This window comes from Psychrobacter sp. I-STPA6b (genome assembly GCF_020662265.1).
Taxonomy (GTDB): Bacteria; Pseudomonadota; Gammaproteobacteria; order Pseudomonadales; family Moraxellaceae; genus Psychrobacter.
In genome coordinates, this window is record NZ_VEWM01000122.1 from 252,193 (window position 1) to 278,391 (window position 26,199).

The 26,199-nt window shown below is 39.2% G+C and carries 20 protein-coding genes and 1 tRNA gene; 13 read left to right on the forward strand and 8 right to left on the reverse strand.

Annotation, left to right across the window (positions count from 1 at the left end; translation table 11 throughout):
- Nucleotides 1–402 precede the first annotated feature (402 nt).
- The 10 genes from FHK88_RS13370 to FHK88_RS13415 all read left to right on the forward strand — a co-directional run bounded on the left by FHK88_RS13370 (nt 403) and on the right by FHK88_RS13415 (nt 12,520).
- On the forward strand, nt 403–1,422 hold the full coding sequence (locus FHK88_RS13370) for a porin (protein WP_227431204.1): 1,020 nt from the start codon (nt 403–405) through the stop codon (nt 1,420–1,422).
- A gap of 477 nt (nt 1,423–1,899) precedes the next feature.
- Nucleotides 1,900–2,892 carry a porin gene (locus FHK88_RS13375; protein WP_227431205.1) on the forward strand — a complete coding sequence of 331 codons (993 nt, stop codon included), beginning with the start codon at nt 1,900–1,902 and terminating at the stop codon, nt 2,890–2,892.
- A 147-nt stretch (nt 2,893–3,039) separates the two neighbouring features.
- A complete protein-coding gene (locus FHK88_RS13380; RefSeq protein WP_227431206.1) occupies nt 3,040–4,674 on the forward strand; it encodes a CTP synthase in 1,635 nt (544 codons plus the stop codon).
- A gap of 237 nt (nt 4,675–4,911) precedes the next feature.
- Complete coding sequence (gene kdsA / locus FHK88_RS13385) at nt 4,912–5,778, forward strand: 3-deoxy-8-phosphooctulonate synthase (RefSeq protein WP_227431207.1); 867 nt, start codon at nt 4,912–4,914, stop codon at nt 5,776–5,778.
- 56 nt (nt 5,779–5,834) lie between these two features.
- Nucleotides 5,835–6,056: a copper ion binding protein gene (locus FHK88_RS13390; RefSeq protein ID WP_227431208.1), complete on the forward strand. Its 222-nt coding sequence runs from the start codon at nt 5,835–5,837 to the stop codon at nt 6,054–6,056.
- A gap of 209 nt (nt 6,057–6,265) precedes the next feature.
- Complete coding sequence (locus FHK88_RS13395) at nt 6,266–8,557, forward strand: heavy metal translocating P-type ATPase (RefSeq protein WP_227431209.1); 2,292 nt, start codon at nt 6,266–6,268, stop codon at nt 8,555–8,557.
- A 357-nt stretch (nt 8,558–8,914) separates the two neighbouring features.
- Entirely contained in the window at nt 8,915–10,231 is a 1,317-nt protein-coding gene (eno, locus tag FHK88_RS13400; RefSeq protein WP_227431210.1) for a phosphopyruvate hydratase, read from the forward strand.
- 25 nt (nt 10,232–10,256) lie between these two features.
- Nucleotides 10,257–10,610 (forward strand): septum formation initiator family protein, encoded by a 354-nt coding sequence (locus FHK88_RS13405; protein ID WP_227431211.1) that lies wholly within the window; start codon nt 10,257–10,259, stop codon nt 10,608–10,610.
- Nucleotides 10,611–10,949: 339 nt separating this feature from the next.
- Complete coding sequence (gene ispD, locus FHK88_RS13410) at nt 10,950–11,681, forward strand: 2-C-methyl-D-erythritol 4-phosphate cytidylyltransferase (RefSeq protein WP_227431212.1); 732 nt, start codon at nt 10,950–10,952, stop codon at nt 11,679–11,681.
- A 185-nt stretch (nt 11,682–11,866) separates the two neighbouring features.
- On the forward strand, nt 11,867–12,520 hold the full coding sequence (locus FHK88_RS13415) for a BLUF domain-containing protein (protein WP_227431213.1): 654 nt from the start codon (nt 11,867–11,869) through the stop codon (nt 12,518–12,520).
- Nucleotides 12,521–12,877: 357 nt separating this feature from the next.
- Here the strand turns inward: FHK88_RS13415 and FHK88_RS13420 are convergent.
- From FHK88_RS13420 to pyrC, 3 genes are all read right to left on the reverse strand, one after another.
- Nucleotides 12,878–12,953: transfer RNA gene (locus FHK88_RS13420), tRNA-Glu, on the reverse strand.
- A 141-nt stretch (nt 12,954–13,094) separates the two neighbouring features.
- Nucleotides 13,095–13,895: a ribonuclease T gene (rnt, locus tag FHK88_RS13425; protein WP_227431214.1), complete on the reverse strand. Its 801-nt coding sequence runs from the start codon at nt 13,893–13,895 to the stop codon at nt 13,095–13,097.
- Between the two features lie 173 nt (nt 13,896–14,068).
- Nucleotides 14,069–15,169: a dihydroorotase gene (pyrC, locus tag FHK88_RS13430; RefSeq protein ID WP_227431259.1), complete on the reverse strand. Its 1,101-nt coding sequence runs from the start codon at nt 15,167–15,169 to the stop codon at nt 14,069–14,071.
- 358 nt (nt 15,170–15,527) lie between these two features.
- On the opposite strand from pyrC, the gene FHK88_RS13435 reads away from it, so the two are divergent.
- Nucleotides 15,528–16,763, forward strand: a complete 1,236-nt coding sequence (locus FHK88_RS13435; RefSeq protein WP_227431215.1) for an argininosuccinate synthase — start codon at nt 15,528–15,530, stop codon at nt 16,761–16,763.
- 131 nt (nt 16,764–16,894) lie between these two features.
- Here the strand turns inward: FHK88_RS13435 and FHK88_RS13440 are convergent, their stop codons facing one another.
- Nucleotides 16,895–18,142, reverse strand: coding sequence for a hypothetical protein (locus tag FHK88_RS13440; protein WP_227431216.1), 1,248 nt, complete (start codon nt 18,140–18,142; stop codon nt 16,895–16,897).
- A 99-nt stretch (nt 18,143–18,241) separates the two neighbouring features.
- On the opposite strand from FHK88_RS13440, the gene FHK88_RS13445 reads away from it, so the two are divergent.
- On the forward strand, nt 18,242–18,814 hold the full coding sequence (locus FHK88_RS13445) for a L,D-transpeptidase (protein ID WP_227431217.1): 573 nt from the start codon (nt 18,242–18,244) through the stop codon (nt 18,812–18,814).
- Nucleotides 18,815–18,962: 148 nt separating this feature from the next.
- On the opposite strand, the gene FHK88_RS13450 is transcribed toward FHK88_RS13445, so the two are convergent.
- Both FHK88_RS13450 and FHK88_RS13455 read right to left on the reverse strand, forming a co-directional pair.
- Complete coding sequence (locus FHK88_RS13450; protein ID WP_227431218.1) at nt 18,963–20,465, reverse strand: CYTH and CHAD domain-containing protein; 1,503 nt, start codon at nt 20,463–20,465, stop codon at nt 18,963–18,965.
- A gap of 324 nt (nt 20,466–20,789) precedes the next feature.
- Nucleotides 20,790–22,373 (reverse strand): isocitrate lyase, encoded by a 1,584-nt coding sequence (locus tag FHK88_RS13455; RefSeq protein WP_227431219.1) that lies wholly within the window; start codon nt 22,371–22,373, stop codon nt 20,790–20,792.
- Nucleotides 22,374–22,720: 347 nt separating this feature from the next.
- On the opposite strand from FHK88_RS13455, the gene FHK88_RS13460 reads away from it, so the two are divergent.
- Complete coding sequence (locus FHK88_RS13460; protein ID WP_227431220.1) at nt 22,721–23,710, forward strand: LysR family transcriptional regulator; 990 nt, start codon at nt 22,721–22,723, stop codon at nt 23,708–23,710.
- A gap of 106 nt (nt 23,711–23,816) precedes the next feature.
- Here the strand turns inward: FHK88_RS13460 and FHK88_RS13465 are convergent, their stop codons facing one another.
- Complete coding sequence (locus FHK88_RS13465; RefSeq protein ID WP_227431260.1) at nt 23,817–24,605, reverse strand: lytic transglycosylase domain-containing protein; 789 nt, start codon at nt 24,603–24,605, stop codon at nt 23,817–23,819.
- Nucleotides 24,606–24,894: 289 nt separating this feature from the next.
- Entirely contained in the window at nt 24,895–26,169 is a 1,275-nt protein-coding gene (locus FHK88_RS13470; RefSeq protein ID WP_227431221.1) for a cation:proton antiporter, read from the reverse strand.
- Between the last annotated feature and the right edge of the window lie 30 nt (nt 26,170–26,199).

Below are 26,199 nucleotides of genomic sequence, written 5' to 3' on the forward strand. Positions count from 1 at the left end.
ATAAATCCCTGTTCCCATAAGGGCTGGCAGGGATTTTTATAATTTGCGACAAAAAATAATGACTCAAGCGCCGAAAAAAATGTTGCAAATTATGTCAAAGTTGATATGCTTATAAGCAAGGTATGAGTTTGGTAATGTTTGTTGCTCACAATACAACATAAGAGTCTGATTCTTACGTGAATTTATTGAAAGCGCCAAATATAGAATAAAAAGTCTAGTCTTTCATGAATATGTCATTAGAGATATACCTACTATACTGAACAAAGAAGATTTTTAACTCTTTGTGACTATAACTGAATAATTTTGAGGATTTCAGTTAAGTTATATAAGTTTAAACAATTGGGCGTTAGCTGTTAGGGCAGCCCATCACTAAAAATGTAATGTAAAGTGGAGAGATTTCCCATGAAAAAACTACTTTTAGCGTCAGCTGTTGCTGCTCTATCTGTATCTGCTGCGCAAGCGGCTCCTACCGTTTATGGTAAAGCGTTTTTAACTCTTGATGCAACATCTCAAGACAGCGAAACCACTAACAAAATTACTAACAAAAAAGAGAAAGATGACAGCAAAAGCCGTCCAGCTCTAAGCTCAAACTTCTCACGTATTGGTTTTAAAGGTTCTGAAGCACTAACAGCAAATACTGACTTAGTTTATCAACTAGAATATGGTGTTAATATTGATTCTAGCTCAGGTCAATTCTATGCACGTGATACTTACTTAGGTCTATCTAACAAACAACTAGGTACAGTAATGGCTGGTCGTTTGACTGGTATTGATGACTCAGTTGATTTTGCTAATGTTACTGCTGGTGGCTTAGCTGATGGCGTATTAGCACCAGGTGGTGATCGCTATAATAATGCATTTGCTTATGCTTCACCAAGCTATGATGGTGTACAGTTCCTAGGTATGTATGCATTAGATGAAAATAAAGAAGTAGCTACTAGCCGTGATGGCGGTGGTGTTGCAGCTGTATATGCTCCAGCAGGTCAGCCTTTTAGAGCAGGTGCAAGCTATCTTCACTTCGCTTCAAGCAAAAAAGTTGCACAGATTACTGGTGATGCTCAAATCAAAGATGCCTTCCGTGTTAGTGGTTCTTTTGACGTAAGCCCTGTAGTTACAGTGGGTGCATTGTATCAGTTAGCTGACTATAATGCAGACAAAAAAGAAAATGCTGTAACAATCAGTGGTGAAATGAAAACAGCAACTCCTTGGACTGCATATGCACAAGGTGACGTAGTTAAAAACGTTGGCGGTGCTGATGATGCTGATTCTTATCGTGTTGCAGTTGGTGGTAAATATGCATTTAATGGCAACACTACTGGTCATGTATATGGCGTAATGGGCCAAAAAGAGTCAGAAGATGTTTTATACAAAGATAAAAATACAAGCTTTGGTATCGGTGGTGGTCTAGAATACAAATTCTAATTTTATTTAGAATTTGATACCACAAAAAACTCACCTTTCGGGGTGGGTTTTTTTATTTGTGATGTAGCTGTGATACAACCTTCTATCTATCTAATTCATTTCTTATGACAATAATAGGTCATGTCACCTTAGTTTCTAATAATGCCAATGATGAGGGTTTGTTAAATATTTATCTGTGCATTTGGTATTTATAAGAGCAATGACGTTTATTGTCTTGATTAAGACAAATGCCCTCCATTTTTTGACAAAGATGAATATTCAACAGTCCCTATTATCTAACAAAATATAAGAATAAATCTTTTATCTTTCATGAATCTGTCATAGATATATAGCATACTAACACCACGTAAGAAGAAGCCTAAATCTTTGTAACTACAATGATTATTTGAGGATTTCAGTTGTGTTACTAGATTATATATCTGGGTATTAGTAATTAGACTAGCCCATCACTTAATATGTAAAGTGGAGAGAGTCCCCATGAAAAAACTACTTTTGGTATCAGCAGTTACTGCTTTATCTCTATCTGCTGCTCATGCAGCACCAACTGTATATGGTAAAGCATTTTTGACTCTTGATGCCTCATCAACAGATTCTGAAACCACAGTAAATGGTAAAAAAACATCTGATGAGAGCAAAAAACGTCCAGCGCTAAATTCAAATAGTTCTCGTATTGGTTTTAAAGGCAAAGAGCCATTAGCGAATGATATCAGTCTGATTTATCAACTAGAGTATGGTATTGATGTATCTGCTGACAATCCATCAAAGCAGTTTAGATCTCGTGATACATACTTAGGTTTATCTCATGCTCAGCTTGGTACAATCAAAGCAGGTCGCTTGTCTGCTATTGATGGGAAAGTAGACTTTGCTAATGTGACGGCTGGTGGATTAGCAGATAGAGTTATGGCTTCGTTTGAAGGGCAACGCATGAATAATGCTTTTGTTTATAACTCACCAGACTTTAATGGTGCACAAATATTAGCCATGTATGCTTTAGATGAAGATAAAAGTGGTCGTGAATATACTGGTATTGCAGGAAAGTATGAGCCAGCAGGACAGCCTTTTAAAGCTGGAGTCAGCTATATTCATGGTGCATCAGCAGGTGAAAAAAACTTAAAAGATGCCTTCCGTGTTAGTGGTAACTATAAACTTAATGAAGGCATTACAGTAGGTGCTTTATATCAGTTAAGTGACTATAATGCTGATGATAAGGAAAATGCAGTTACTATCAGTGGTGAGATGAAAACTGCGACACCTTGGACTGCCTATGCACAAGGCGATATGGTGACGAATGTAAAAGGTGCTAAAGATGCAGATGCTTTCCGTGTCTCCGTAGGTGGTAAATATGCCTTCAATGGTAGTACAACAGGACATATTTATGGTGTTATGAGACAAAAAGAAGAAGAAAAAGCGATGACTAAGATGAAAGAAACAACTTTTGGCATCGGTGGTGGTCTAGAATACAAATTCTAATTTGACCTAGAATTTGATACTATAAAAGACTCACCTTTCGGGGTGAGTTTTTTATGGCTGAGAATATACTGCTAGATAGGAAGTCAAGCCTGTTTTTTTGAGCCAAATTTTAGTAAAATTTGCATTTACCATAAATAGACGATGACTATGACCAAATTTATCTTCGTAACAGGTGGGGTTGTATCCTCACTGGGCAAAGGCATTACAGCAGCTTCTGTTGCTGCCATTTTAGAAGCACGTGGACTAAAAGTTACCATGACTAAGATGGATCCTTACATCAATGTAGACCCTGGCACGATGAGTCCTTTTCAGCATGGTGAAGTGTTCGTCACCGAAGATGGTGCAGAAACTGACCTTGACCTTGGTTATTATGAGCGCTTTTTAAGGCACTCAAAAATGAGCAAGAATAATAACTTTACTAGTGGTCGTATCTATCAGACTGTGCTTAATAAGGAGCGTCGAGGCGATTATTTAGGGGGTACAGTACAGGTCATTCCGCATATTACCGATGAGATTAAAAGTAAGATTCATGCCAGCGGTGCAGGTTATGATATTGCTATTATTGAGATTGGTGGTACGGTAGGTGATATTGAGTCACTGCCTTTTATGGAGGCAGTTCGTCAAATGCAAGTGGAGCTGGGGCGTAGCAATGCTATGCTGATGCATTTAACATTAGTTCCTTATATCTCTAGTGCTGGAGAAACAAAGACAAAGCCAACCCAACATTCTGTTAAGGAGTTGCGCTCTATTGGGTTGCAACCGGATATTTTAATTTGTCGCTCTGAGCATCATATTAGTGAAGATAATCGCCGTAAGATTGCACTATTTACGAATGTTGAAGAGCGTGCCGTTGTGATGTGTGAGGATGCTGATAGTATCTATCAGATACCTAGAACTTTATATGAGCAGGATTTAGATGACCTAATTTGTGAGCGCTTTGGTATCCAAGCACCAGAGGCTGACTTATCAGACTGGGATGCCGTGGTCGATGGTCTGTTAAATGCACAAGGGAATGTGACTATTGCGATGGTTGGGAAGTATGTTGAACTCCCAGATGCTTATAAGTCAATTAATGAAGCACTGTTGCATGCGGGTATTATTCATAAAACTCATGTCACCATTAACTATGTTGATGCTGAAAAGCTGGAAACGGATGACAGCTTGTTAGAGCAGGTCAAATCTGCTGATGGTATTTTAGTTCCCGGTGGTTTTGGTGAGCGTGGTAAGCTGGGTAAGATGAAAGCCATTACTTATGCCCGTGAAAATAAAGTACCTTATTTAGGTATTTGTTTGGGCATGCAGTTGGCAGTGATTGAATATGCCAATAATGTGATGAATATTCCAGCAAACTCAACAGAGTTTGATAGAAAAACGTCTGAGCCAATTATTGGTCTAATCACAGAGTGGCTAGATGAGCGTGGTGAGCTACAGATTCGTAGTGATGATTCTGACTTGGGTGGTACAATGCGCCTAGGTGGTCAGCAAGCTGAGCTTGTAGAGGGTACAAAACTGCGTAAAATCTATGGTGCTAGTACCATTACTGAGCGTCATCGTCATCGTTATGAGATGAATAATCGTTATGTGGAGCCATTAGAACAGGCGGGTATGACGATATCAGGCTATTCAACGAAGCAGCATCTGGTCGAAGCTGTCGAGATTAGTGACCATCCTTGGTTCGTGGCAGTACAGTTCCATCCTGAGTTCACCAGTTCACCTCGTGGTGGGCATCCATTGTTTTCTAGCTTTGTAAAAGCAGCCATAGATCATCAGCAGACACACTAAGTAAATATTTTAAGATGATATTGGTGCTGATTTTATATTAATGGCATCGCATCTGAGACAGTTATTGTAGTTATGTATCATTTATTCAAAAGACCAATGTGATATTGGTCTTTTTTTCTTTGAAGCTAGAGTTTATTGGAGATTTGAAATAGATCAATCGAAAATAGATTAATCCATAAAATTGGTATAACCTATAGGTCATTTGATTGTTTTATAAATTGTATAATAAGGAAACCTATGAGTAATACAGAGAAAGCACAACCTCAGTCACATATCCAGTTGCATGATATTTGTATTGGTAATGATCAGCCTTTTGTACTGTTTGGAGGTATGAATGTGCTGGAATCAAAAGAGCTAGCATTTGAAATTGCTGAGGCATATATAGACATTTGTCAGCGGTTAAATATTGGCTATGTGTTTAAAGCCAGTTTTGATAAAGCAAACCGCTCAAGTTTGCATTCATTCCGTGGTCCGGGGCTGAAGAAGGGTGTAGATTGGTTGGGACAAATTAAGCAAAAATATCATGTGCCGATTATCACGGATGTTCATGAGCCATATCAAGCTGAACCAGTAGCAGAGGTTGCTGATATCATTCAATTACCTGCATTTTTATCACGGCAGACGGACTTGGTGCAAGCAATGGCAAAAACAGATGCCATTATTAATATCAAAAAAGCTCAGTTTTTAGCACCACATGAGATGCGTCATATTATGAATAAATGCCTAGAGGCAGGTAATGACCGTATTATCTTATGTGAGCGTGGTACAGCATTTGGCTATAATAACTTAGTGGTCGATATGCTGGGGTTTGATATTATGAAAAAAATGCAAGTTCCTGTATTTTTTGATGTGACACATAGTTTGCAACAGCCAGGAGCAAGGGCTGATAGTGCTGGTGGACGACGTGAGCAGATTAGTACATTAGCACGTGCAGGCATGGCGACAGGATTAGCAGGTCTCTTTCTTGAGGCGCATCCAGACCCAGATAAGGCAAAATGCGATGGTCCGTGTGCGTTACGTTTACAGCAGCTTGAGCCATTTTTACAGCAATTAAAACAAATTGATGACTTAGTGAAGGGGTTTGCGGTACTTGATACGCACTAAAACAGACCTCATGAAGGTGCTATATATAAGCTTTTTTGTTAATGGAGATATTTATCATGTCAAAGCAAGCGGCAACTATCTATATAGAAGGAATGACGTGTCAGGGCTGTGTCAAAAGTGTTGTTAATGCTGTCAGTGCGCTATCTGGTGTGGATAGTGTTGATGTTAGCTTAGAGAAAAAGCATGCTGATGTGTCCTTTGATATGACACAAGTTTCTTTAGATGAACTGCGTGAGTGTATTGAAGATGCTGGCTTTGATGTGATGAATATTCAATAACAGATTGGCTTGGATGAGGGGAATGTCTGCAATGATGTTCCTTTTATGATATTCATTTATTGTATTTTTAGAGGTGCAGGCTGGTAGTATGCCTTATGTACCTTCGTTCTTCTGTCTTGTCATGATTGTATTTGGAGTCATAGACAGCGATAAAATAAACACACAAGTGGCATGTTCGTTTGTACTGGCATGCCTATAAAAAGGCTAAAATGAGCGCTACATTAGATTCTTCAACTTCTACAAAGACAAATTCAGAACACATACAGTTATCAATACAGGATATGTCCTGTCAAGCATGTGCCTCTCGCATAGAAAAAGTATTAAATAAAAAGTCTGCCATCTATCAGGTCTCGGTAAGCTTTGCCGGTGAGACTGCTAATGTGGAGTATGATCCATCACAGACATCGGCAGATGAAATCATTGGGTGGATACAAAAGACGGGATTTGAGGCAAGTATATACCAGCCGGATACTTTGTTTTCACCAGATGTAGAAGATGAGCATTCCCACAAATTCCCATGGCAACTGTTTATATTATGGTTGTGTTTGTTGCCATTTTTGCTAGGTATGGTGGGTATGTTGGCTGGACAAGGTATGGCATGGATGCCACCGTTATGGATGCAGTTTGTTTTGGCAACAGTGGTGCAGTTTGGCTTGGCACTGCCATTTTATAAAAGTGCATGGGCATCTATAAAAGGTGGTCTTGCCAATATGGATGTTCTGGTTGTTATTGGTACATTGACTATCTGGACGTATTCAACATATAGCTGGCTGGTGAGTAGTGGGTGGTCTCATCATGCGATGGGAGATTTGGATTTTTCCCAGCTTATATCGTCTATGCCAACAATGCATATGCCAATATATTTTGAAGCAGGGGTGATGATTATTGCCTTTGTCCGTTTAGGGAAGTATTTGGAACATCGTACTAAAAAGAAAAGCTTGGATAGTATTCATTTGTTGTTAAGTCTAACCCCTGAAATGGTGGAAAAACAGCAGACAGTCAGCAGTAATATAGATGGCAATGAGACAGAAAGCTTTCAGTCTGTACCTTTAGCCGATGTACAGTGTGGAGATAAGTTGCGAGCAAAGCAAGGCACTCGTATCGCAACGGATGGTATAGTGGTTGCTGGGGAAGGGTGGTGTGATGAGAGTCATTTAACAGGAGAGTCTGTACCATTATCTAAAAAGATTGGTGATCATGTGCTGGCTGGTGCGATGGTGGCAAATGGTAGCTTGGTATATCAGGTGCAGGCATTGGGTGGAGATACACAGCTTGCAGATATGGTACAGGCACTGAGTGAAGCACAAGGCAGTAAAGCTCAGTTGGCACGGTTAGCGGATAAGGTAGCTGCTGTTTTTGTACCGATAGTTGTCATATTGGCATTGATTACTTTTATTATCACGTGGTGGTTGACTGGCGCTCTAAACCTGAGTGTATTACATGCCGTCTCTGTTTTAGTCATTGCTTGCCCTTGTGCGTTAGGATTGGCAACACCTGCAGCGATTATGGCTGGTATGGGTGTGGCAGCTCGTCATGGTGTATGGTTTAAAGACGCCCAAAGCTTAGAGTCTTCTGGGACTGTTGACACAGTTGTATTTGATAAAACGGGGACACTAACACAGGGTCAACCCAGCTTGGTCACACATATGATGGTGAATCAAGCATTGCGCTGGCAAGATGTACTTCAGCTGGCTGCCAGTGTCGAAGCCCATGTAAGCCATCCTTTAGCAGATACTATTGTACGTACTGCAAAAGAAAATCAGTTGCCACTTTTTCCAGTACAGAGAGTAGAAGTTGTGCAAGGTCAGGGTGTTCAAGCACAGGTTGAAGGTTATGGGTTGGTCAAAGTTGGGACGCCTGAATTTGCTTCCTTGACGCTGCCTAGATATATGCCACAAATATGGCAGACAGCCAGTAATGTCGCAGTGAGTGTTGATGGTATTGCATTAGGAATGTTTGCTCTGGCAGATGATGTAAAAGAAGATGCTCATCAGACAGTCAGTCAGTTACAAGAACAAGGCTACCATGTCATATTAATGAGTGGTGATAAGCAATCAGTAGTTAATCATGTTGCCTCTGTATTAGGTATTACTGAAGCTTATGGCTCAATGAGTCCAAGAGAAAAAGCCAGTAAAATTGATGAGATACAGCAACAGGGACAGAAAGTTGTTATGGTTGGAGATGGTGTCAATGATGCTCCAGCTATGGCAGTTGCAACAGCAAGTTTTGCCATGGCAGAAGGTACAGATGTAGCAAAACATAGTGCCTCAGCCCGTCTACTTGGCGCATCACTTGACCATGTATTGACAGCCCAAAATATTGCTCATGCTACTATCAGAAATATTAAGCAGAACCTGTTTTTTGCCTTTATTTATAATTGTATTGGTATTCCATTGGCCGCTTTTGGCTTTTTAAATCCAATGATAGCAGCTGCTGCAATGGCGATGAGCTCAATCTCAGTGCTATTAAATGCGTTACGATTGACCCGATATCAACCATAAATTGGGATACCGTCTATAATTTACTACAATGCACGGTTGATTTACTAGAGAAGCAGAGTATTTCATAGATATTAAATCTATCCCACTCTATGCTATGATATATGGTCAGTCCCATATAGAATCACTATAGAGCTAGGCTTATTAGCAGTGCGATGACCTATTCCTTATCTGCTTGTCTGGTCGTGATATTATTTTGAATTGATTTTTGAAAAAATAGTTTTGTCAAAACTTATGTGGTTGAAGTGAGATTAGATTGCTTTACTAAAAGTCTCTGATCGGTTACTGAATAAACGCTACAGAAAAAAGTTACTTGGCAAAATATCTGAATACACTTAACACTAAGGATAAGAGCCTCTTATGTACGCTGAAAATACCAATAATGTTTCTGAGATTTCTGACATTCGTGCCCGCGAGATATTAGACTCACGTGGCAATCCAACCATCGAAGCAGATGTGATTTTAGCCGATGGTACATTGGGTCGCGCAGCGGCTCCAAGTGGTGCATCAACTGGCTCTAGAGAAGCATTAGAGCTACGTGATGGTGATAAGTCACGATATGGCGGTAAAGGTGTCAAAAAAGCAGTCGCTAATGTAAACAGTCAAATTCGTGCTGCTTTGATGGAAATGGATGTGACTAACCAGCAAGCACTAGATGATAAATTAATACAGCTTGATGGCACAGAAAATAAAGACAACCTAGGTGCAAATGCTATGCTGGCAGTATCATTAGCTGCAGCAAAAGCTGCTGCACAGTCTAGTCAGCTTCCTCTGCATCAGTATATTGCAAATCTACGCAATCAAACATCATTGACCATGCCTGTCCCAATGATGAACATCTTAAATGGTGGTTCACATGCAGATAATAACGTCGATATTCAAGAATTTATGATTGAGCCAGTTGGTTTTACTAGCTTTTCTGAAGCGTTGCGTGCGGGTACAGAAATCTTCCATAGCTTAAAATCAGTCTTAAAAGCTCAAGGTTTAAATACTGCTGTGGGTGATGAAGGTGGATTTGCACCCAATTTACGCAGTAATGAAGAAGCCATTACCGTTATTTTACAAGCGATAGAGCAAGCAGGATATCGTGCAGGTGATGACATTCATCTGGCATTAGACTGTGCTTCTAGTGAGTTTTATAAAGATGGACAGTATGTATTGGCAGGTGAGGGAAATAAAGCATTTGATAGCCAAGGCTTTACTGATTACTTAGCAAACTTAGTTGAGCAATATCCTATTATTTCCATCGAAGATGGACTCGATGAATCAGACTGGGAGGGTTGGGCATATCTAACTCAAAAACTGGGCAAAAAAGTGCAGTTAGTAGGTGATGACTTATTTGTAACCAATCCCACAATTTTACGTCAAGGTATTGAGCAAAATATTGCCAATGCTATCTTGATTAAGTTTAATCAGATAGGAACATTGTCGGAAACTTTAGATGCTATTTATCTTGCTAAAGATAATGGTTATGCAACGGTTATCTCACATCGCTCTGGAGAGACTGAAGATAGTACCATTGCTGATTTGGCAGTGGGTACTGCAGCAGGTCAAATCAAAACAGGTTCACTATGTCGTTCAGATAGAGTAGCAAAATATAATCAGCTATTACGAATTGAGCAACAAATCCGTGCTAGTTATCCTGGACGAGAAGCCTTTATTGGATTGCGTGGTTAGATCCTATTAAGGTTGCTGAGATACTATGAAATATTTTGGTCAGTTTCTTTTATTTTTGGTTGCAGTTGCAGTGTTAATTGGATTGCAGTATCAGTATTGGCTAGGTGAAAATGGTCATGCCGATAGTAAAGACTTACAAACTGAAATAGAAGCACAGCTGATTAAAAATAAAGAACAAGAACATCAGAACCAAATATTGCGTGCTGATGTTCGTGATCTTAAAACAGGATTGGAAGCAGTAGAAGAGCATGCACGAGTTGACTTGGGGTTAATAAAGCCACATGAGACTTTCGTGCAGCTATCTACTGCTCCAAATACACATACTAGTATTGTGGCACCTGACATTGATCCAGATGATGCCATAGAAAGTATCCCCTAATTAGATATTTCCTTATATGTGATAATACAATGATATTACTTGTATGAAATAATGGTTATTAAGCTAGAACTAGAAATGTTATTTATCATGGCTTGCATGAGTGTCGTAGTTGCTTCTAGTCATCGGCTTATTATCTGATTTAAATAACAAATCCCACCTATCTGTATCCTTACTCTTTACATTCATCCCCCCTATTAATACTGAATGTCTATAAAAATTACCGATATATTGGTTTTATATGATAAGGTGTGCAACCTTTATCATTAAGCCTCCAACAATTAATTCTTAGTAAGTTGAGTGTGTTAATCCATTAACTTCGAAATGATGAATGATAAATCCATGTTACAAACTGAATCTTCTATAAAGCAGTCAGATCAGACTCCTCAAGTTCATACTTTAGTTGTTGCTGCAGGAAAGGGTAGCCGTTTTGGTGCAGAGAGACCAAAGCAGTATACATCACTACTTGGTAAGCCAGTTTTGTTACATTCGCTAGAAAAACTGAGCCGTAGTCAATTTATTGAACATGTATTTTTAGTCATTGCCAAAGATGATGCTTATGCACAAACACTAAACTACCCTTTAGCAGTGACCACGGTGTATGGTGGTGCTGAGCGTTGGTTATCTGTGATGGCAGGAGTGGAGGCAATTTGGCAACAGCCAGACTCTAATGATGCAGATTTGGTATTGATTCATGATGCGGCTCGACCCGCCGTGATGCCAGAGCATATTGATGCTGTGATTGAGACAGCTGCTCAGGTTGAATATGGTGCTATATTAGGTGTACCAGTTGTCGATACCATGAAACAAGTGGCACGCGATAGCAATATTATTCAAACAGTAGATAGACAGAATTTATGGCAGGCTCAGACACCACAAGTATTTCGCTTGGGAGTATTAAGAGACATGCTACACCGGATGAGTGAATCAGATGGTGTTATTACTGACGAAGCGAGTGGATTTGAGCGTTTAGGCTTACCTATAAAGATAGTAGAAGGTAGTCGATTAAATATAAAAATGACACATCCTGAAGATGTTAAGTTATTAGAAGCCATTTTAAATTCAGAAAATTAGCCATATACCAAAAATGTAGAATTGTATATCAATATTATTTTAAGTCGAATATTAGTAATAATATTTTATGTAAGTGTGTTTTTTTATATATTTTTGTTAATAAATAGCGTATTATAGGGTTCAGGCAGTAATAAATAAGTATTAACTATTCAAATCATGATAATAATATTCAATAAGAGGGTGACATGAAAAATAATAATAATATTGCTATCTTATCGGATTGGTCAGAAAAGTTATATCAGTTGGTTTATATCAGTCAGATTAGTCAACCATATCAAGCACAGTTAAGTAGTGTACTCAATGATATTGAATATGTATCTAACTATAAAAATAAAAAGAATAAAATCACAGGTATTTTATGTTATGGCAATGGTTATTTTTTTCAGTATCTTGAGGGTAGCAAACAAGCATTGCAAGCCATTAAGAATAATCTATTGAAGGATTGTCGGCACTATAATTTAAAGTTTTTAGACTTTAGTCAGTTGACACATCGGCGTTTTTCTCAGTGGAAAATGCAAGTGCTGATGTTGGATAAGAGAGACAGCGTACAAGAAAATACTCAATATCCCATATACAGTACGCTATCTTTTAAGCCATATACATGGCAAGTGAATGAATGGCAGAATTTTTTACAGCAACTGATTAGTAATGATAGTAAATATAAGCTACAAGAGGTAAATGTGACGGCAAGTCGTTCTATAAAGCATCACCGTTTAAGTAAGACAGTAATGAGTCTGTTTGCACGCCATCAGGCATTCTTTGTTGTACAGGCTATTTTAGGCATGTTAGTGATTTTGGCTGTGCTTTTCTTTATGGTAACAAGCTGGCTCTCTTTTTAAAGAGCCAGCCATGGTTAGTATCCGTGTGTCTTGTTTTATTTGTCAATATCTATTGTAGTCTTCTTCAACTGATCAAATAGCTATCTATATACTGGTTTGTATACTATAGTCAATCTAATATAATTTCACCATAAGGCAACCTAGTGCAGATAGTACATGTAGTACATCTAGCGAGGCTAACAGCGTGGTGGATTTATAGTGGGCAGGCTATAACATTATTAAGTGGTATGATTGTTTGGATATAGATAAAGGAAAATTCAGGCATAAAAAAACCAGCTTTGAATCAAAGCTGGTTTTTTAGAGTGTGAGGCTATTAGATTTACTATCTATATAACTAATTTACTCACTTAGAATAAGTGGTATCCCGTAGGGGATTCGAACCCCTGTTACCGCCGTGAAAGGGCAGTGTCCTAGGCCTCTAGACGAACGGGACACATCATACTTCAACTGCTTTCACCATTAATGTCGAAGTGGTGCGTATTTTAGAGATATAGAGTGATGTTGTCAACACCTTTTTTGATTTTTATTCAGTTTTTTTAGCAGTTAGAAGGTGGTTAGAAGATGATGGACTTTTTTATGCTTTATCTGAGCCAGTCGAGCAATCTTCAGCGTCAGTTTCACTGTTCTCATGATGTTGATGCATGGCATTAGCTAACATTGGGTATTGATTGAGAATATGACAAAATAGTTCAGCAGTTTTTTGAGTGTCATATAGTGCAGAGTGTGCATCTGAACCATTAAAGTCAATGCCAGCCGCTTTACAGGCTCTTGCCAGTACAGTTTGACCAAAGGCTAAAGCAGATAAAGTCACTGTATCTAGGACAGAAAAGGCATGAAATGGACTATGGTTTTTACTGTTGGTACGAGCTATAGCTGCATTTAAAAAGTTGAGGTCAAAGTGGGCATTATGACCAACTAAGACGCATTGACGGCAATCATGCTCACGGCGTACTTCTTTTAAGCCTTTAAAGATACGGCGCAGTGCTGTTTTTTCATCTTCAGCAATGGCTTTACGCAGCGGATTTGTTGGGTCTATGCCAGTAAATTCTAAGGCACGTGCTTCTAAGTTAGCACCTTCAAAAGGCTCAATATGTGCATTCAGCGGTTCACCTTGATAGAATCGACCCGTTTCGTCCATTAAAATAGGGATACAAGCAATTTCTAAAAGGGCATCGGTTTGGGCATTAAAGCCAGCCGTTTCTACATCAACCACGACTGGCATAAACTTACGGAAGCGTTCATTGAGCTTGGTAATGGTGTCAGTAGTCTCTTTTGAGGGCGTTGTCCCATCTTCTGTAGATACTGTATTTGCTATGTTTGTTACATTAGGCTGAGTATCATCTGAAGTTGTGAGGATATTACTATTTGAAGTCATAAATCTTTATTCTATTGTGTAAGTGGGATAGATATATTAAGCTTGTCCTATACTATCAAAACGTGATTGAGTAGGGTAATACCCTAATAAAATATAACCCATCTTTTGATGGGTTATTGGTATGTTGCAACCGCTTGTTTCACTGTATTGATGGCAGTTTGTTATATGTTTATTTATGCTTTGATTGACCAAGGTAGAGTTTCTCCCGCAGATAATGGCGTCAGCGTTGAGCCATCCATATAAGGGTAACTACTTGCAATGGTCATGGGTTGCTTATGTAAGGTGATATGGCTGGTATTTAATGGTAATCCATAAAACTCTGCTCCAAATATACTAGCAAAGCCTTCAAGTCTATCAATTTTACCCACGCTATCAAATGCTGTTGCATATAAAGGTAGGGCAATATTAGCACTGTAACAGCCAGCACAGCCACAAGCGTTTTCTTTTTTGTGGGTAGCATGAGGTGCTGAATCTGTTCCTAAGAAAAACTTGCGATTACCACTGGTTGCCACTTCTAAAAGTCTGGCTTGATGCGTCGCTTTTTTAAGAATAGGCAGACAATAAAAATGAGGCTTGATACCACCAACAAGCATATGATTGCGATTAAATAGCAAATGTTGTGGGGTGATGGTGGCTGCCACATTATCACCTTGAGCCAGTACAAAGTCGGCTGCATCACTGGTGGTGATATGTTCAACGACAATTTTTAACTCTGGATAGTCACGAACAATTTGTCCTAATGTGCTATCAACAAATTGCTTTTCTCTATCAAAAATATCAACGTGAGCATGGGTTACTTCACTATGTACCAAGAGTGGTAAGCCATATTTTTGCATGGCTTCAAGTGCTTGTGTGCAGTGTTTTAAATCAGTGACACCATCAGCAGAGTTGGTGGTTGCTCCAGCAGGATATAATTTAACCGCTTGTACAATACCGCTTTCGGCAGCATTTTTAATATCAGTTGCACTGGTATTGTCAGTAAAATACAAAGTCATGCGTGGGTTAAATTCATCTTTACGCTGCTTGGTTATGTCTGCTTGTGTTAAGGCATCTAAAATACGCTGGCGATAGGCAATCGCATCGCTTGCAGTTTTGACTGGTGGCACAAGGTTGGGCATACAAATCACCCGATTAAAACTATTGGCAGCATGAGCAACGGTAGTGGCTAATGCCTCTCCATCACGTAAATGAATGTGCCAGTCATCTGGCTGTAATAGAGTGATTTCGTTTGGGGTATCAGAAGAGGAAGTGGCTGTATTGGTATTGGCTGTCATATTCATAATTAGCTGATTCTGGCTATTCCACGTTAAATTTGAAGGTTAAATCTGCAAGTATTAGAAGAAAATATAAAAAGACGATATATGATGTGGTTATGATAGCAGGTTTTTCTAGGGGGCTATAGTGAATATGGGGAAGCTGTGGTCATTATCAATAAATCTAGAGCGAATCTGGCTTTTGTCTGTTTTAAATTTGGTGTAGACTGGTGGGTTGTATTATATGCTGGGGTCTATTGAGATATAGATTCAATCTATATCATTATGATATTGATGATTTTGTATCCAGTGTATTGAGATGCTTAAGACCTCCAAATCACGAAAGCGCTTTTTATTGTTAACATTATAGGAAATATTTATGTCAAAACTTGATCCAAAAAATATTAATAAAATTGTTCTTGCCTATTCAGGCGGGCTAGATACTTCCATCATTGCTAAGTGGTTGCAAGAAACTTATGACGCTGAAGTGATTACGTTTACTGCTGACATTGGGCAAGGTGAAGAAGTTGAGCCTGCTCGTGCCAAAGCACAAGCAATGGGTATTAAAAATATTCATATTGAAGACTTACGTGAAGAGTTTGCTCGTGACTATGTGTTCCCAATGTTTCGTGCCAATGCCATCTATGAAGGCGAGTATCTACTAGGTACTTCTATTGCACGTCCCTTGATTGCCAAACGTTTGGTTGAGATTGCCAAAGAGCATAATGCTGATGCCATCAGTCATGGGGCAACAGGGAAAGGTAATGACCAAGTACGTTTTGAGCTTGGTGCAATCGCTTTAGCACCAGAAATTAAAACCATTGCACCTTGGCGTGAGTGGGATTTATCAAGCCGTGAAAGTCTAATGAAATATGCCGAAGAGCATAATATTCCTATTGATTTTGCTGCTAATAAGAAAAAATCTCCATATTCAATGGATGCAAACTTACTGCACATCTCTTATGAGGGTGGTCTACTAGAAGACCCATACGCTGAGGCAGAAGAGGATATGTGGCGTTGGTCAGTTAGCCCAGAGAATGCCCCTGATGAGCCAGAGTATGTTGAGCTAGAATACAAGCAAGGCGATATTGTGGCAGTTAATGGTGAGCAACTAAAACCGTTTGAAGTGATGATTAAGCTGAATGAGTTGGGCGGTAAGCACGGTATTGGACGTTTGGATATCGTTGAAAACCGCTATGTCGGTATGAAATCTCGTGGTTGTTATGAAACACCAGCAGGAACAATCATGATTAAAGCTCACCGTGCTATTGAGTCATTGACTCTAGACCGTGAAGCAGCGCACTTAAAAGATGAGCTGATGCCTCGTTACGCTAAAATCATTTACAATGGTTATTGGTTTAGCCCTGAGCGTGAAATGTTACAAGCCTTGATTGATAAGTCACAAGAATATGTTTCAGGAACAGTACGTGTCAAATTGTATAAAGGCAGTGTCAGCGTGGTGGGTCGTAAGTCAGATAATTCGCTATTTGATGAAAAAATCGCTACTTTTGAAGATGATGCAGGGGCGTATGACCAAAAAGATGCTGAAGGCTTTATCCGTCTAAATGGCTTGCGTTTGGCGATTGAAGCCAGCAAAGGGCGTGATTTATCATAAGGTGGTTTTTATAGACTATTATGGGTTAAATTGAGCCTAAATATGTTTATAGAACAGCAGATAAATAAAAAATCCCTCTTTTAATAAAGGGGGATTTTTTTATATTCTCAAATTATATAAAGAAAAGATTTTTAATGTTGCTTTTCGGAGCTTTCATTAGCATCCTTATCCTTACTTTCTTCATCATCAACCCGAACAATGGCAATGTCATGAATAATAGGCTCTTGTTGAGAGGTACTTGGTACAGTTATCTTTGTGGTATGTCTTTCTTTATATTGATACTTGATGACAGCCAGTATGCTTAATCCACCAATGACTGCCACAATCAGCAGGATAACAGGATTTTTCCAGAAAGGAGGTGGTGTGTCATACTCAATCGGTTGCTCACTGGCAGTCTTGGGTGTTTCAGGTGCATTACCAAGTAAATGTTTGCTAATTAACGGTCGGCTGGGTGGTTTTTCTGGCTCAGAGGTGATATGAAGGCGGTTTCTACTGAGGTAAATATCGGCAATCTTAGCCAGTTTTAATAGCCAACGCTGATAAGGTAATGAAATCTGTGATAATGAATCAAACTCTAATATGTCATCAGTTGGGCTGGGCTGTGATGAATTTGCAGTGTTTTTATTATCTGAGACACGCCCAATGACTTTTGCATATTGGGGTAGTGTTTCCTCACTTTGGTATTTTTGTTTTTGCTGTGGAATTTGGTAGCCCACAATGTCACACCAAGTCAAGTCAAAGCTAGATACAATATATTCGGTACGGTCTAGTATAGGAGTGGCAGATGATGCTTGCTGAGTAGTAGTTGTTTCATCTGCTGTATTAGTTGTAACGGGATTTGTTATAAATAGTGGGTCAGCTTGGCGTTTTTCTAAACGTAAAAACTGAGGTTGTAGCTTGAACCATTCGTCTATTTCTTGACCATCTAAATATGCGTAATCTGTCAAAATAGCGATTTCACGTAGATAGATAAGAGTGAGTGCTGCTAATAAAGGGCGCACTTGTTTGCTAGAGGTATGGCTTTGTTCTGCTAGCTTTTCATAAGCTGTATGTAGGGTGTCACTGTTCTTATATAGAGTGTTTAGTAGTGGTTGCCCATACTGCATGGCAATTTGCATGGTCTTGAGATTAAAGGCATTATAGTGACGAAGCTCTTTGACTTGGCTACGGGTTAGTAGCTTTTTTAGGATGGTTGAGCCATCAAAGTTTTGTTGATAAGCGAGTAATGCGCAGATGGTTGCTTGAATAGAGCTCTCAATAATAATTCGGGCTTGTGGTAGAGACATACGACCACTGTCTGCCACTATAGAATCTATTGGTAAGGTATCAATCGTTAAGAAGTCATACAATGAAACCCGAGTGGGTGTTAGTTTTGCCATATAAGGTTTTTTTATAGCTAAAATTTAGTGATATATTACGGGGGTTGATAGATGGATACAATCCCCCAGTAAAAATTATAGTCAGTTTATAGGTCTTTTATGTTAAGTACAACAGAATCTAAGGTGTCTGTCCGTGTAGACAATGAGTCTGTATCAAGTCTAAGGTCTCAAGATAGCAATACCTGTTATATCAAAATAAGTATTGCGGGGCAAACGTTAAGCCTAATAGAGAATGAACAAACAGTCGCTTGTTATAGCGTATCTACTGCAAAGAATGGTATTGGAGCAATGGAAGGGAGTGGTTGTACACCGTTGGGAGAGCATGTCATTGCACAGAAAATCGGTGGTGATGAGCCAATACGCTCAGTGTTTGTTGGACGTGTGCCGACAGGTGAGATTTATGATGCTCATATTGGACGTCAATTTCCAGAGCGAGACTGGATTTTAAGTCGTATTTTATGGTTATCTGGCTGTGAAGTAGGGGTGAATCAAGGCAGTAATGAGTCAGGATGCTGTGATACTTATCAGCGTTATATTTATATCCACGGCACACCAGATACAGAGCCGATGGGAGTGCCTTTGTCACATGGTTGTATTCGTATGCGCAATGATGATGTGGTGGCTTTATATGACCAAGTTACAGAAGGCACAAGGGTTATAATTATTCCCTAGTGGTTATAAACAGTTAGCGTTGTTTTGTAATGTTTTGCATAGTATAAAATAGAAGATAATATAGCAGCAGGGTAGGTTGGGTGGTTTGTAGATAGTACGACTTTAAAACCATAATATACATACCCTGCATCTATTGAGTTAGAGGCTACTACCAAAATTTTGGTGCATTTTTAACACTCTTTAGGCTTTCTGCACAGCGTTTGGCAGCATGTTTTTCTTGTGCGCCAAAATAGCCAACAGCGAACCAAGCATTAGCATCATCAGTTACTTTTTGTTGATAAAAATCATGACCAACTAGACTGTCATTATATTCCCCAAGAACATCTTGTGCAGGCTCTAGATATTTTAAGAACTTTTTATGTTTTTTCTTTTTAAAGATTGGTGCAGCAAACTCACTAATATAACGTAAACTTTTTAGGCGTTTACGGACATCATGCTGTGCTTCAATATCCAATGTATCAAAATGCTCACTGGCGTTGGCAATTTTGGCAAAAAGCTTATCTAGAGTTTTGGTAACTTTAGCCTTTGCTTTTTTATTACTATTAGACTCCAAGTCTGGGTCAGACATGGTATATTCAATCAGCTCTAACAGGGTTAGTTGAAAGTCATTGGCTTGTACGGCATCAATAGGCAGTATCTTTAAGCTTTGGCGCTCTTCCTGCCAGTCTACAAAGGGTGCACCTTGCTCTTCAAGCATTGGCTGGGTTTTTATTTGTAGAATCTCACGGTCACGATATTCGCCTAAAAGACTAAAGGTCTGTTTTAAAACGGGTATCCAGTCTGTATTAATCTGCTCAGAGAAGTCTGCAAAGAATTTTAGTGCTGTGCGTAAACGGCGAATACCAACACGTAACTGGTGCACATGATTGCCATCTTTGCTACCTGCGGCAATGGCACTAGCATTAGGTAAGATTTGTATCATACAGTTATGCACAATGGCACGCATAAAGGCTGGCTGGCTCATTTTTTTGGAGATAGCCAACTGTTTTAGGTCTGATTTTACAGCATCACTATGTGTCTTATTCGCTAATAACAAACTACCTCGCTCTGCTTTGGTCACCGTGGATAAGCACAGTTTATAGCGTTTACACCATGTTTTAGCGACCTCAAATAAGTAAGCAGTATCTCCTTGTAATAGCTCAAACTCGATTTCGTGGATATGTTGCTGTTGGGACTTGTCTTCTCCATGAATTACTTGCCCTTGGTCATAAGCAACTTCAATAACATTGCCTTCTTTTTTGACCAGTCGGGTAATGCGCTCAACATCCGTGACATAGAGTTGCACCAGTTGGTTACTTAACTCATCAATGTCTAGCTGGCTTAATGTATCTTCGAGGGCTGTATCATGATAGATTTCTAAGTCAGGGCTAAGAGCATCAGCTTGTGTTTTTGGTAGTTGTTGAGCATCTAAAGTATGGTTATGCTCAAGACGAGCTGCCATACCATCTCCTGCCGTCTTAATGGTTTGTACCCATTCATCCCCTTCTTTACGAATACGTAGAGCAATACCTGCTTTTGCCAATTGCTGAGTGGGGGTATCAAAATAATGTGCTGCCAGTTGTGAAGTTTGTGAAGATTTAATATTTGCTTGGCGCATCAGTGCATTGACTTTATATTCAGGAACTAAAAACTTTAGCTCAATTTCTTGCATAATATCATTCCCTTATGGTGATAATTAATTCACTACTATAATCCTAGGATAGAAGGCATAGAATAACAAGTAAATTTATATGACATCTTGATGACAAGTGGCAAAATAATAGAAAAAAATGGTATTGGTAAATAGAAGTAGGCAATCTATGGTAAAAATAACCGATAGGCTGTATTTATTAATCAAAGAGCGACAAAATAAACAGACATAAAATAAAAACCGCCCTACTACTGTAGAGCGGTTTTTTTCAATGGTCAAATGTTATATATCAGATTGAATATAATTGACCAATTATTCATTTACATAGATATCATGTGTAATATCTTAGAACTGGTTCATGGTGTTTTTCTCACCACCAGCTTTTAGAGCATTATCACCAGAGAAAATCTCTTTATGGTCATCACCTAAGTCAGAACCAGCCATCGCTTGGTGTTTCACACAAGAGACGCCATCACGAATCTCTTTACGTTGAACACCTGCAACATACGCCAACATGCCTTCATCACCAAAGTAACCTTTAGATAGCTCGTGCATATGTAAAGCAGTGGTGTGATAAGTTGGTAAAGTGATGAGGTGATGGAATACACCAGCCAGTCTAGACGCATCTTTCTGGAAGTTACGTGCGATATCATCAGCCGCTTTATCTAACTCAGTGCCATCATACTCTGCACTCATTAGGTCATCTTTATTATAGGCAGAGGTATCTTTGCCTTCGTCTTCCCATTTCGCAATCACTTGCTTACGGAAGTTTAGCGTCCAGTTAAATGATGGACTGTTGTTGTATACCAACTTCGCTTTTGGTTGTTTTTCTTTGATGCGGTCAACCATTGATTTAATATGCTCAACATCTGGTGTTGGCGTTTCAATCCATAGTAGGTCAGCACCGTTTTCTAGGGCAGTAACACAGTCAAGAACAACACGGTCAATGTTAGTATCTTCACGGAACTGGTATAGACCATTGGCTAGACGCTTAGGACGTACTAACTTGCCATCACGTTTTAGCAATACGTCATACTCATTAACATCAGCAATATCTACTTCTTCAACGTCTAAGAAGTCAATATATTGAGAAGCTAAGTCACCAGCTTGTTGTGATACTGGGATTTTTTGAGTCAGTGAAGCACCTTCAGAGTCAGTACGTGCAACGATTACGCCATCATCAACACCAAGCTCTAGGAAAGCATAACGGATAGCGTTTAGCTTAGAGATGAAGTCTTCATGTGGTACAGTTACTTTACCAGCTTGGTGACCACACTGTTTTGCATCAGATACTTGGTTTTCAATCTGAATTGCACAAGCACCAGCTTCAATCATTTTTTTAGCAAGTAGGTAAGTGGCTTCTTCATTACCAAAACCAGCATCAATATCAGCGATGATTGGCACAACGTGTGACTCAAAGTTATCAATTTTTGCTTGGATTTCGCTGGTATCTTTACCTGCTTCTTTAGCAGCATTAAGCTCACGGAAGTAGTCATTTAGCACTTTAGCATCTGCTTGACGCAAGAAAGCGTAGATTTCTTCAATCAATGCAGGTACAACGGTTTTTTCATGCATAGATTGGTCAGGTAGGGGACCAAACTCTGAGCGGAGTGCTGCAACCATCCAGCCTGATAAATAGATATAACGCTTAGAAGTGGTGTTGAAATATTTTTTATTTGCATACATGGTTTGTTGAGCGACGAAACCATGCCATGCACCTAAAGATTGGGTATATTTAGAAGTATCTTCATCATACTCTTTCATGTCTTGACGCATGATAGCAGCTGTATACTTTGCAATGTCTAATCCTGTTTTGAAACGATTCTGCACAACCATACGTGCTGCATCAGTTTCACTAATATTTTGCCAATTTCCATGCTTTTGTTTTAGCTCACGAATATGTTCTACTGCCGATGTAAATGTAGACATCTAATATCTCCTTGATTGCAAAAGTAAAAAAAGAAAAGATAGTTTTAATTGGTATAATGTAATAATCCAAATGCAGTATAACAGCTGCAAATATACTAAATCATCTGAACTTGTATATTATCCCTCTATCTTTATTAAGTACATCTGATACGATACTGTATTTAACTATAACAGCATTCACTATATTAATCACTATATAATGCTTAGAAAGATTTATCTAATTTATGATAGTTATCTTTAGTATTCACTGTTATTATAGTACAGGGTCTATAAGGGTTCAAGGGTGTTTTGAAGTGTAATATATAATGGTTATAGAGATATATAGAAACAAGTGAGTATTAAAGTTTATGAATTTACAGCGTGTTGATTTAAATTTATTGGTTCATTTAGATGTGCTTTTGCGTGAAAAGAACGTGACACGTGCTGCTGAACAATTAGGTATTACCCAACCAGCAATGAGTAATATTTTACGGCGTTTGCGTAAGTTATTTAATGACCCTTTATTGGTTCGCTCTTCTGAAGGAATGACGCCAACAGAGCGAGCATTAGAGTTACAGCCTCGTATCCGTGAAATTTTAGCCGATTTAACCCAAGTGTTAGAGCCACGTACAGAGTTTCGTCCTTATAGTACATCACGTGTATTTCGGATTATGACTTCAGATTATGCAGAAGCAACTTTAGTACCTAGATTAGTAAAAGCATTACGCTCAGAAGCACCTAATGTTATTTTAGACTTTTTAACACCCTCTGATGTGTCATATCGAGACATGGAGCAGGGGCGGGTGGATTTAGCAATTAACCGCTTTAATGAGATACCACAAAGTTTCCATCAAGTATTGGTCTGGCGGGATACATTTAGTTGTTTATTATCGGCACAAAGTCCTTATGTGAATCGGTTTAATCTAAAAAACTATCTAAAAGCACAACATGTTTGGGTATCAAAGACTGGTATGGGTGTTGGTTTTGGGGTGAATCCAGAGAAATCAGGCGGATTAGGCTCAATTGATCAAGCATTACAGCGTTTGGGGCAGAAGCGTCAAATTAGTGTTTTTACTCGTCATTACCAGATGCCAGCGATGCTTGCAGCCAATAAAGACTTGATAGCGACGCTACCCACCCGTGTGGCTCGTATGCAAGCCACAAATGACAGTATTGTTTTAAAAGAGCCACCGTTTTTTATTCCTGAATTTGAATTAACGATGGCATGGTCACCTTTACTACAGCACCACCCAGCACATAGATGGTTACGACAGTTGATTATGCACGTTGCCAGACAGGTTGTTGCAGAAGAAGATGCGGGTCATCAAGAAATGCCAGTAATTAATCATTTATTTTAAGACTGGATACTTGAGTAACTGGATAACAGCTAAAAAAAGCACCTGATAGTCAGGTGCTTTTTTTAATGATGATAGTTGAATATTACTGATATAAATTAGAGCTAAATTAGCGTAGCGCAGCATAGGCTGATTGGGCATAACTGCTTGGCTGTGGTTGTGAGTCACTAAAGACAACCTGATTGGTTGCATAGCTGGCAGGCAGTATGTGTGCGCTACGTGTGCTATTTTGAGAAGGCGTATTTGTTGCGGCTGCATTGAACTCTAGTCGGTAAATATTGTTATAGCGTCCCAATACTCTTTTTACATAATCTTGAGTTTCTCTAAATGGTGGAATACCACGATATTTATCGACATTACCTTCACCAGCATTATAACCTGCAACCACATGTTCAATATTGCCATTAAAACGGCGTGTTAGCCATGCGATATATTTGGCAGCCCCTTCGATATTTTCAGCAGGGTTCCATGGGTTGCTAACAGAAAAGCGTCGAGCGGTGGCAGGCATTAATTGCATGAGCCCCTGAGCCCCTACAGGAGATCTTGCATTGGGGTTAAATGCTGATTCGGTGTGCATCATGGCCTTGATTAATGCAGGATCTACACCATGTCGTGCAGCAGAAGCGCGGATATAGCTGTCATAAGCGTTGCGGTTGGCACTATTGCTTGGTGTACTAAAGCCACGATAGCCATTAATAGATGCTGAAGAGGTTGGTGTGCTAGAGTCTGCACCGCCGGATTGAATGCGGGATTCAGGATAGTAAGTAACTTTGACACGTTGAGTAAACTTATTAAAGTTACCTGATGGATTGACATTGGTCAGTAGTACTTGTCCGTTGTTATCTTTGTAAATATACATATTACCTGCATGGCTAACAGATGCTGTAGCAAGTGCCATCAGAGGTACAATAGTATATAGACAGGTATTTAATGCCTTTTGTTTATTTATGTAGCGAGTCAATGGGCGGCATTTTAGGCGTAAGAATGAGTCGTGCATAATTAAGTTCACTTTATAATAAATATAAGAAGAGTATTATCAGACCATAAATACTGTTAAAAACAGCACACGGAAGCATTCAAGATAACTAAAAATATGGTAAGGTATAGGGATAATATACCATATCATCTTGATATTTTCTAACCAGTCAACCCTTTCTTCTGTGTACTCAACCAGCAGTTGTTCAGCATTAATGAAGTACTTTGTGCTTGGAAGGTCGAGCGCTTTCTGCAACTTTACTGATAGTCAGTCCTTGTACTAAGATAGAGAAGATAACGATAGCATATGTGAGTGCTAGAAGTACGTCTCGCTCAGTCCCCACTGGCAGTTGTAGTACCAATGCAACAGAAATACCGCCTCGTAATCCTCCCCATGTTAAGACTTTCCATGCTCCTTTTGGCAAATCAAGCTGACGATTAAAGGTTTTTGTGGTCAGTCCAACGACAATAAAACGTGCACCAAGAGCAATAATAATGGCAAGAATGGCAGCAATAAATAAGTTGACTGAATAAGCAATAATAACGACTTCAAGACCAATTAGAACAAATAAGATGGCATTTAGTATTTCATCAATCAGCTCCCAGAATAAATCAACATAGTGTCGTGTTTCGTCATTCATGGCATAAGTACGTCCACGGTTACCAACCATTAATCCCATGATAACCATGGCTAGAGGCCCTGATAAATGCCAATAGCTTGCCAGTGCATAACCACCAAGCACCCCTGCTAGAGTGAGTAATACTTCCTCTTGGTAGCTATCAATGCTTTTGATTAAGTAGTTAACGAGTAGTCCAAGTGCTAGACCAAATGCGATGCCCCCACCTGCTTCTAAGGCTAAACTATGGCTGATTACTTCAGCAGATGGAATATTACCACTGGTTAATATTCCAAGAAATAACGCAAAAATAACCACACCAATACCATCATTAAATAATGATTCTCCTGCAATCACTGTCTCTAGGCTTTTTGGAGCGCCAGCCGATGATAAAATACCCAAAACAGCAATGGGATCGGTTGGTGAGATAAGCGCACCAAATAGTAAGCACCAAATATAACTAATTTCAAAACCAAGTAGAGGGAGTACCAAATAGATAGCGGTTGCAATTAAAAATGCTGATATTAACGTACCAAAAAAAGCCAATACACCAATGGGAATTTTATAACGTCGTAGGTCACTGATGTTAATATGTAGTGCACCAGCAAATAACAGCATAGATAACATGCCATCAAGCAAAACTTCGGTAAAGTTGAGCTGTGCCAGTAGACTGACTTCGTAATCAATTAGCTCATCAAATCCCAAAAACCCCAAAAAGATGGCGGCAATAGATACCACCAGAGAGATAACCATCACTCCAATAGTCGTGGGTAAGCCAATAAAGCGCTTGTTGATATAAGCAAGAAGTGCCGTAATGGATAAAAAAATGGCACTAATTTCAAGTACGGTTAGACCTGTAGAATGTGGCATTGCAAACGTCCCAGTTAAGTCAATTGTATA

Coding starts and splice junctions, on each gene's coding strand:
- FHK88_RS13370 (WP_227431204.1), top strand. CDS start 403: ATGAAAAAACTACTTTTAGCGTCAGCTGTTGCTGCTCTATCTGTATCT.
- FHK88_RS13375 (WP_227431205.1), top strand. CDS start 1,900: ATGAAAAAACTACTTTTGGTATCAGCAGTTACTGCTTTATCTCTATCT.
- FHK88_RS13380 (WP_227431206.1), top strand. CDS start 3,040: ATGACCAAATTTATCTTCGTAACAGGTGGGGTTGTATCCTCACTGGGC.
- kdsA (WP_227431207.1), top strand. CDS start 4,912: ATGAGTAATACAGAGAAAGCACAACCTCAGTCACATATCCAGTTGCAT.
- FHK88_RS13390 (WP_227431208.1), top strand. CDS start 5,835: ATGTCAAAGCAAGCGGCAACTATCTATATAGAAGGAATGACGTGTCAG.
- FHK88_RS13395 (WP_227431209.1), top strand. CDS start 6,266: ATGAGCGCTACATTAGATTCTTCAACTTCTACAAAGACAAATTCAGAA.
- eno (WP_227431210.1), top strand. CDS start 8,915: ATGTACGCTGAAAATACCAATAATGTTTCTGAGATTTCTGACATTCGT.
- FHK88_RS13405 (WP_227431211.1), top strand. CDS start 10,257: ATGAAATATTTTGGTCAGTTTCTTTTATTTTTGGTTGCAGTTGCAGTG.
- ispD (WP_227431212.1), top strand. CDS start 10,950: ATGTTACAAACTGAATCTTCTATAAAGCAGTCAGATCAGACTCCTCAA.
- FHK88_RS13415 (WP_227431213.1), top strand. CDS start 11,867: ATGAAAAATAATAATAATATTGCTATCTTATCGGATTGGTCAGAAAAG.
- rnt (WP_227431214.1), bottom strand. CDS start 13,895: ATGACTTCAAATAGTAATATCCTCACAACTTCAGATGATACTCAGCCT.
- pyrC (WP_227431259.1), bottom strand. CDS start 15,169: ATGACAGCCAATACCAATACAGCCACTTCCTCTTCTGATACCCCAAAC.
- FHK88_RS13435 (WP_227431215.1), top strand. CDS start 15,528: ATGTCAAAACTTGATCCAAAAAATATTAATAAAATTGTTCTTGCCTAT.
- FHK88_RS13440 (WP_227431216.1), bottom strand. CDS start 18,142: ATGGCAAAACTAACACCCACTCGGGTTTCATTGTATGACTTCTTAACG.
- FHK88_RS13445 (WP_227431217.1), top strand. CDS start 18,242: ATGTTAAGTACAACAGAATCTAAGGTGTCTGTCCGTGTAGACAATGAG.
- FHK88_RS13450 (WP_227431218.1), bottom strand. CDS start 20,465: ATGCAAGAAATTGAGCTAAAGTTTTTAGTTCCTGAATATAAAGTCAAT.
- FHK88_RS13455 (WP_227431219.1), bottom strand. CDS start 22,373: ATGTCTACATTTACATCGGCAGTAGAACATATTCGTGAGCTAAAACAA.
- FHK88_RS13460 (WP_227431220.1), top strand. CDS start 22,721: ATGAATTTACAGCGTGTTGATTTAAATTTATTGGTTCATTTAGATGTG.
- FHK88_RS13465 (WP_227431260.1), bottom strand. CDS start 24,605: ATGGCACTTGCTACAGCATCTGTTAGCCATGCAGGTAATATGTATATT.
- FHK88_RS13470 (WP_227431221.1), bottom strand. CDS start 26,169: ATGCCACATTCTACAGGTCTAACCGTACTTGAAATTAGTGCCATTTTT.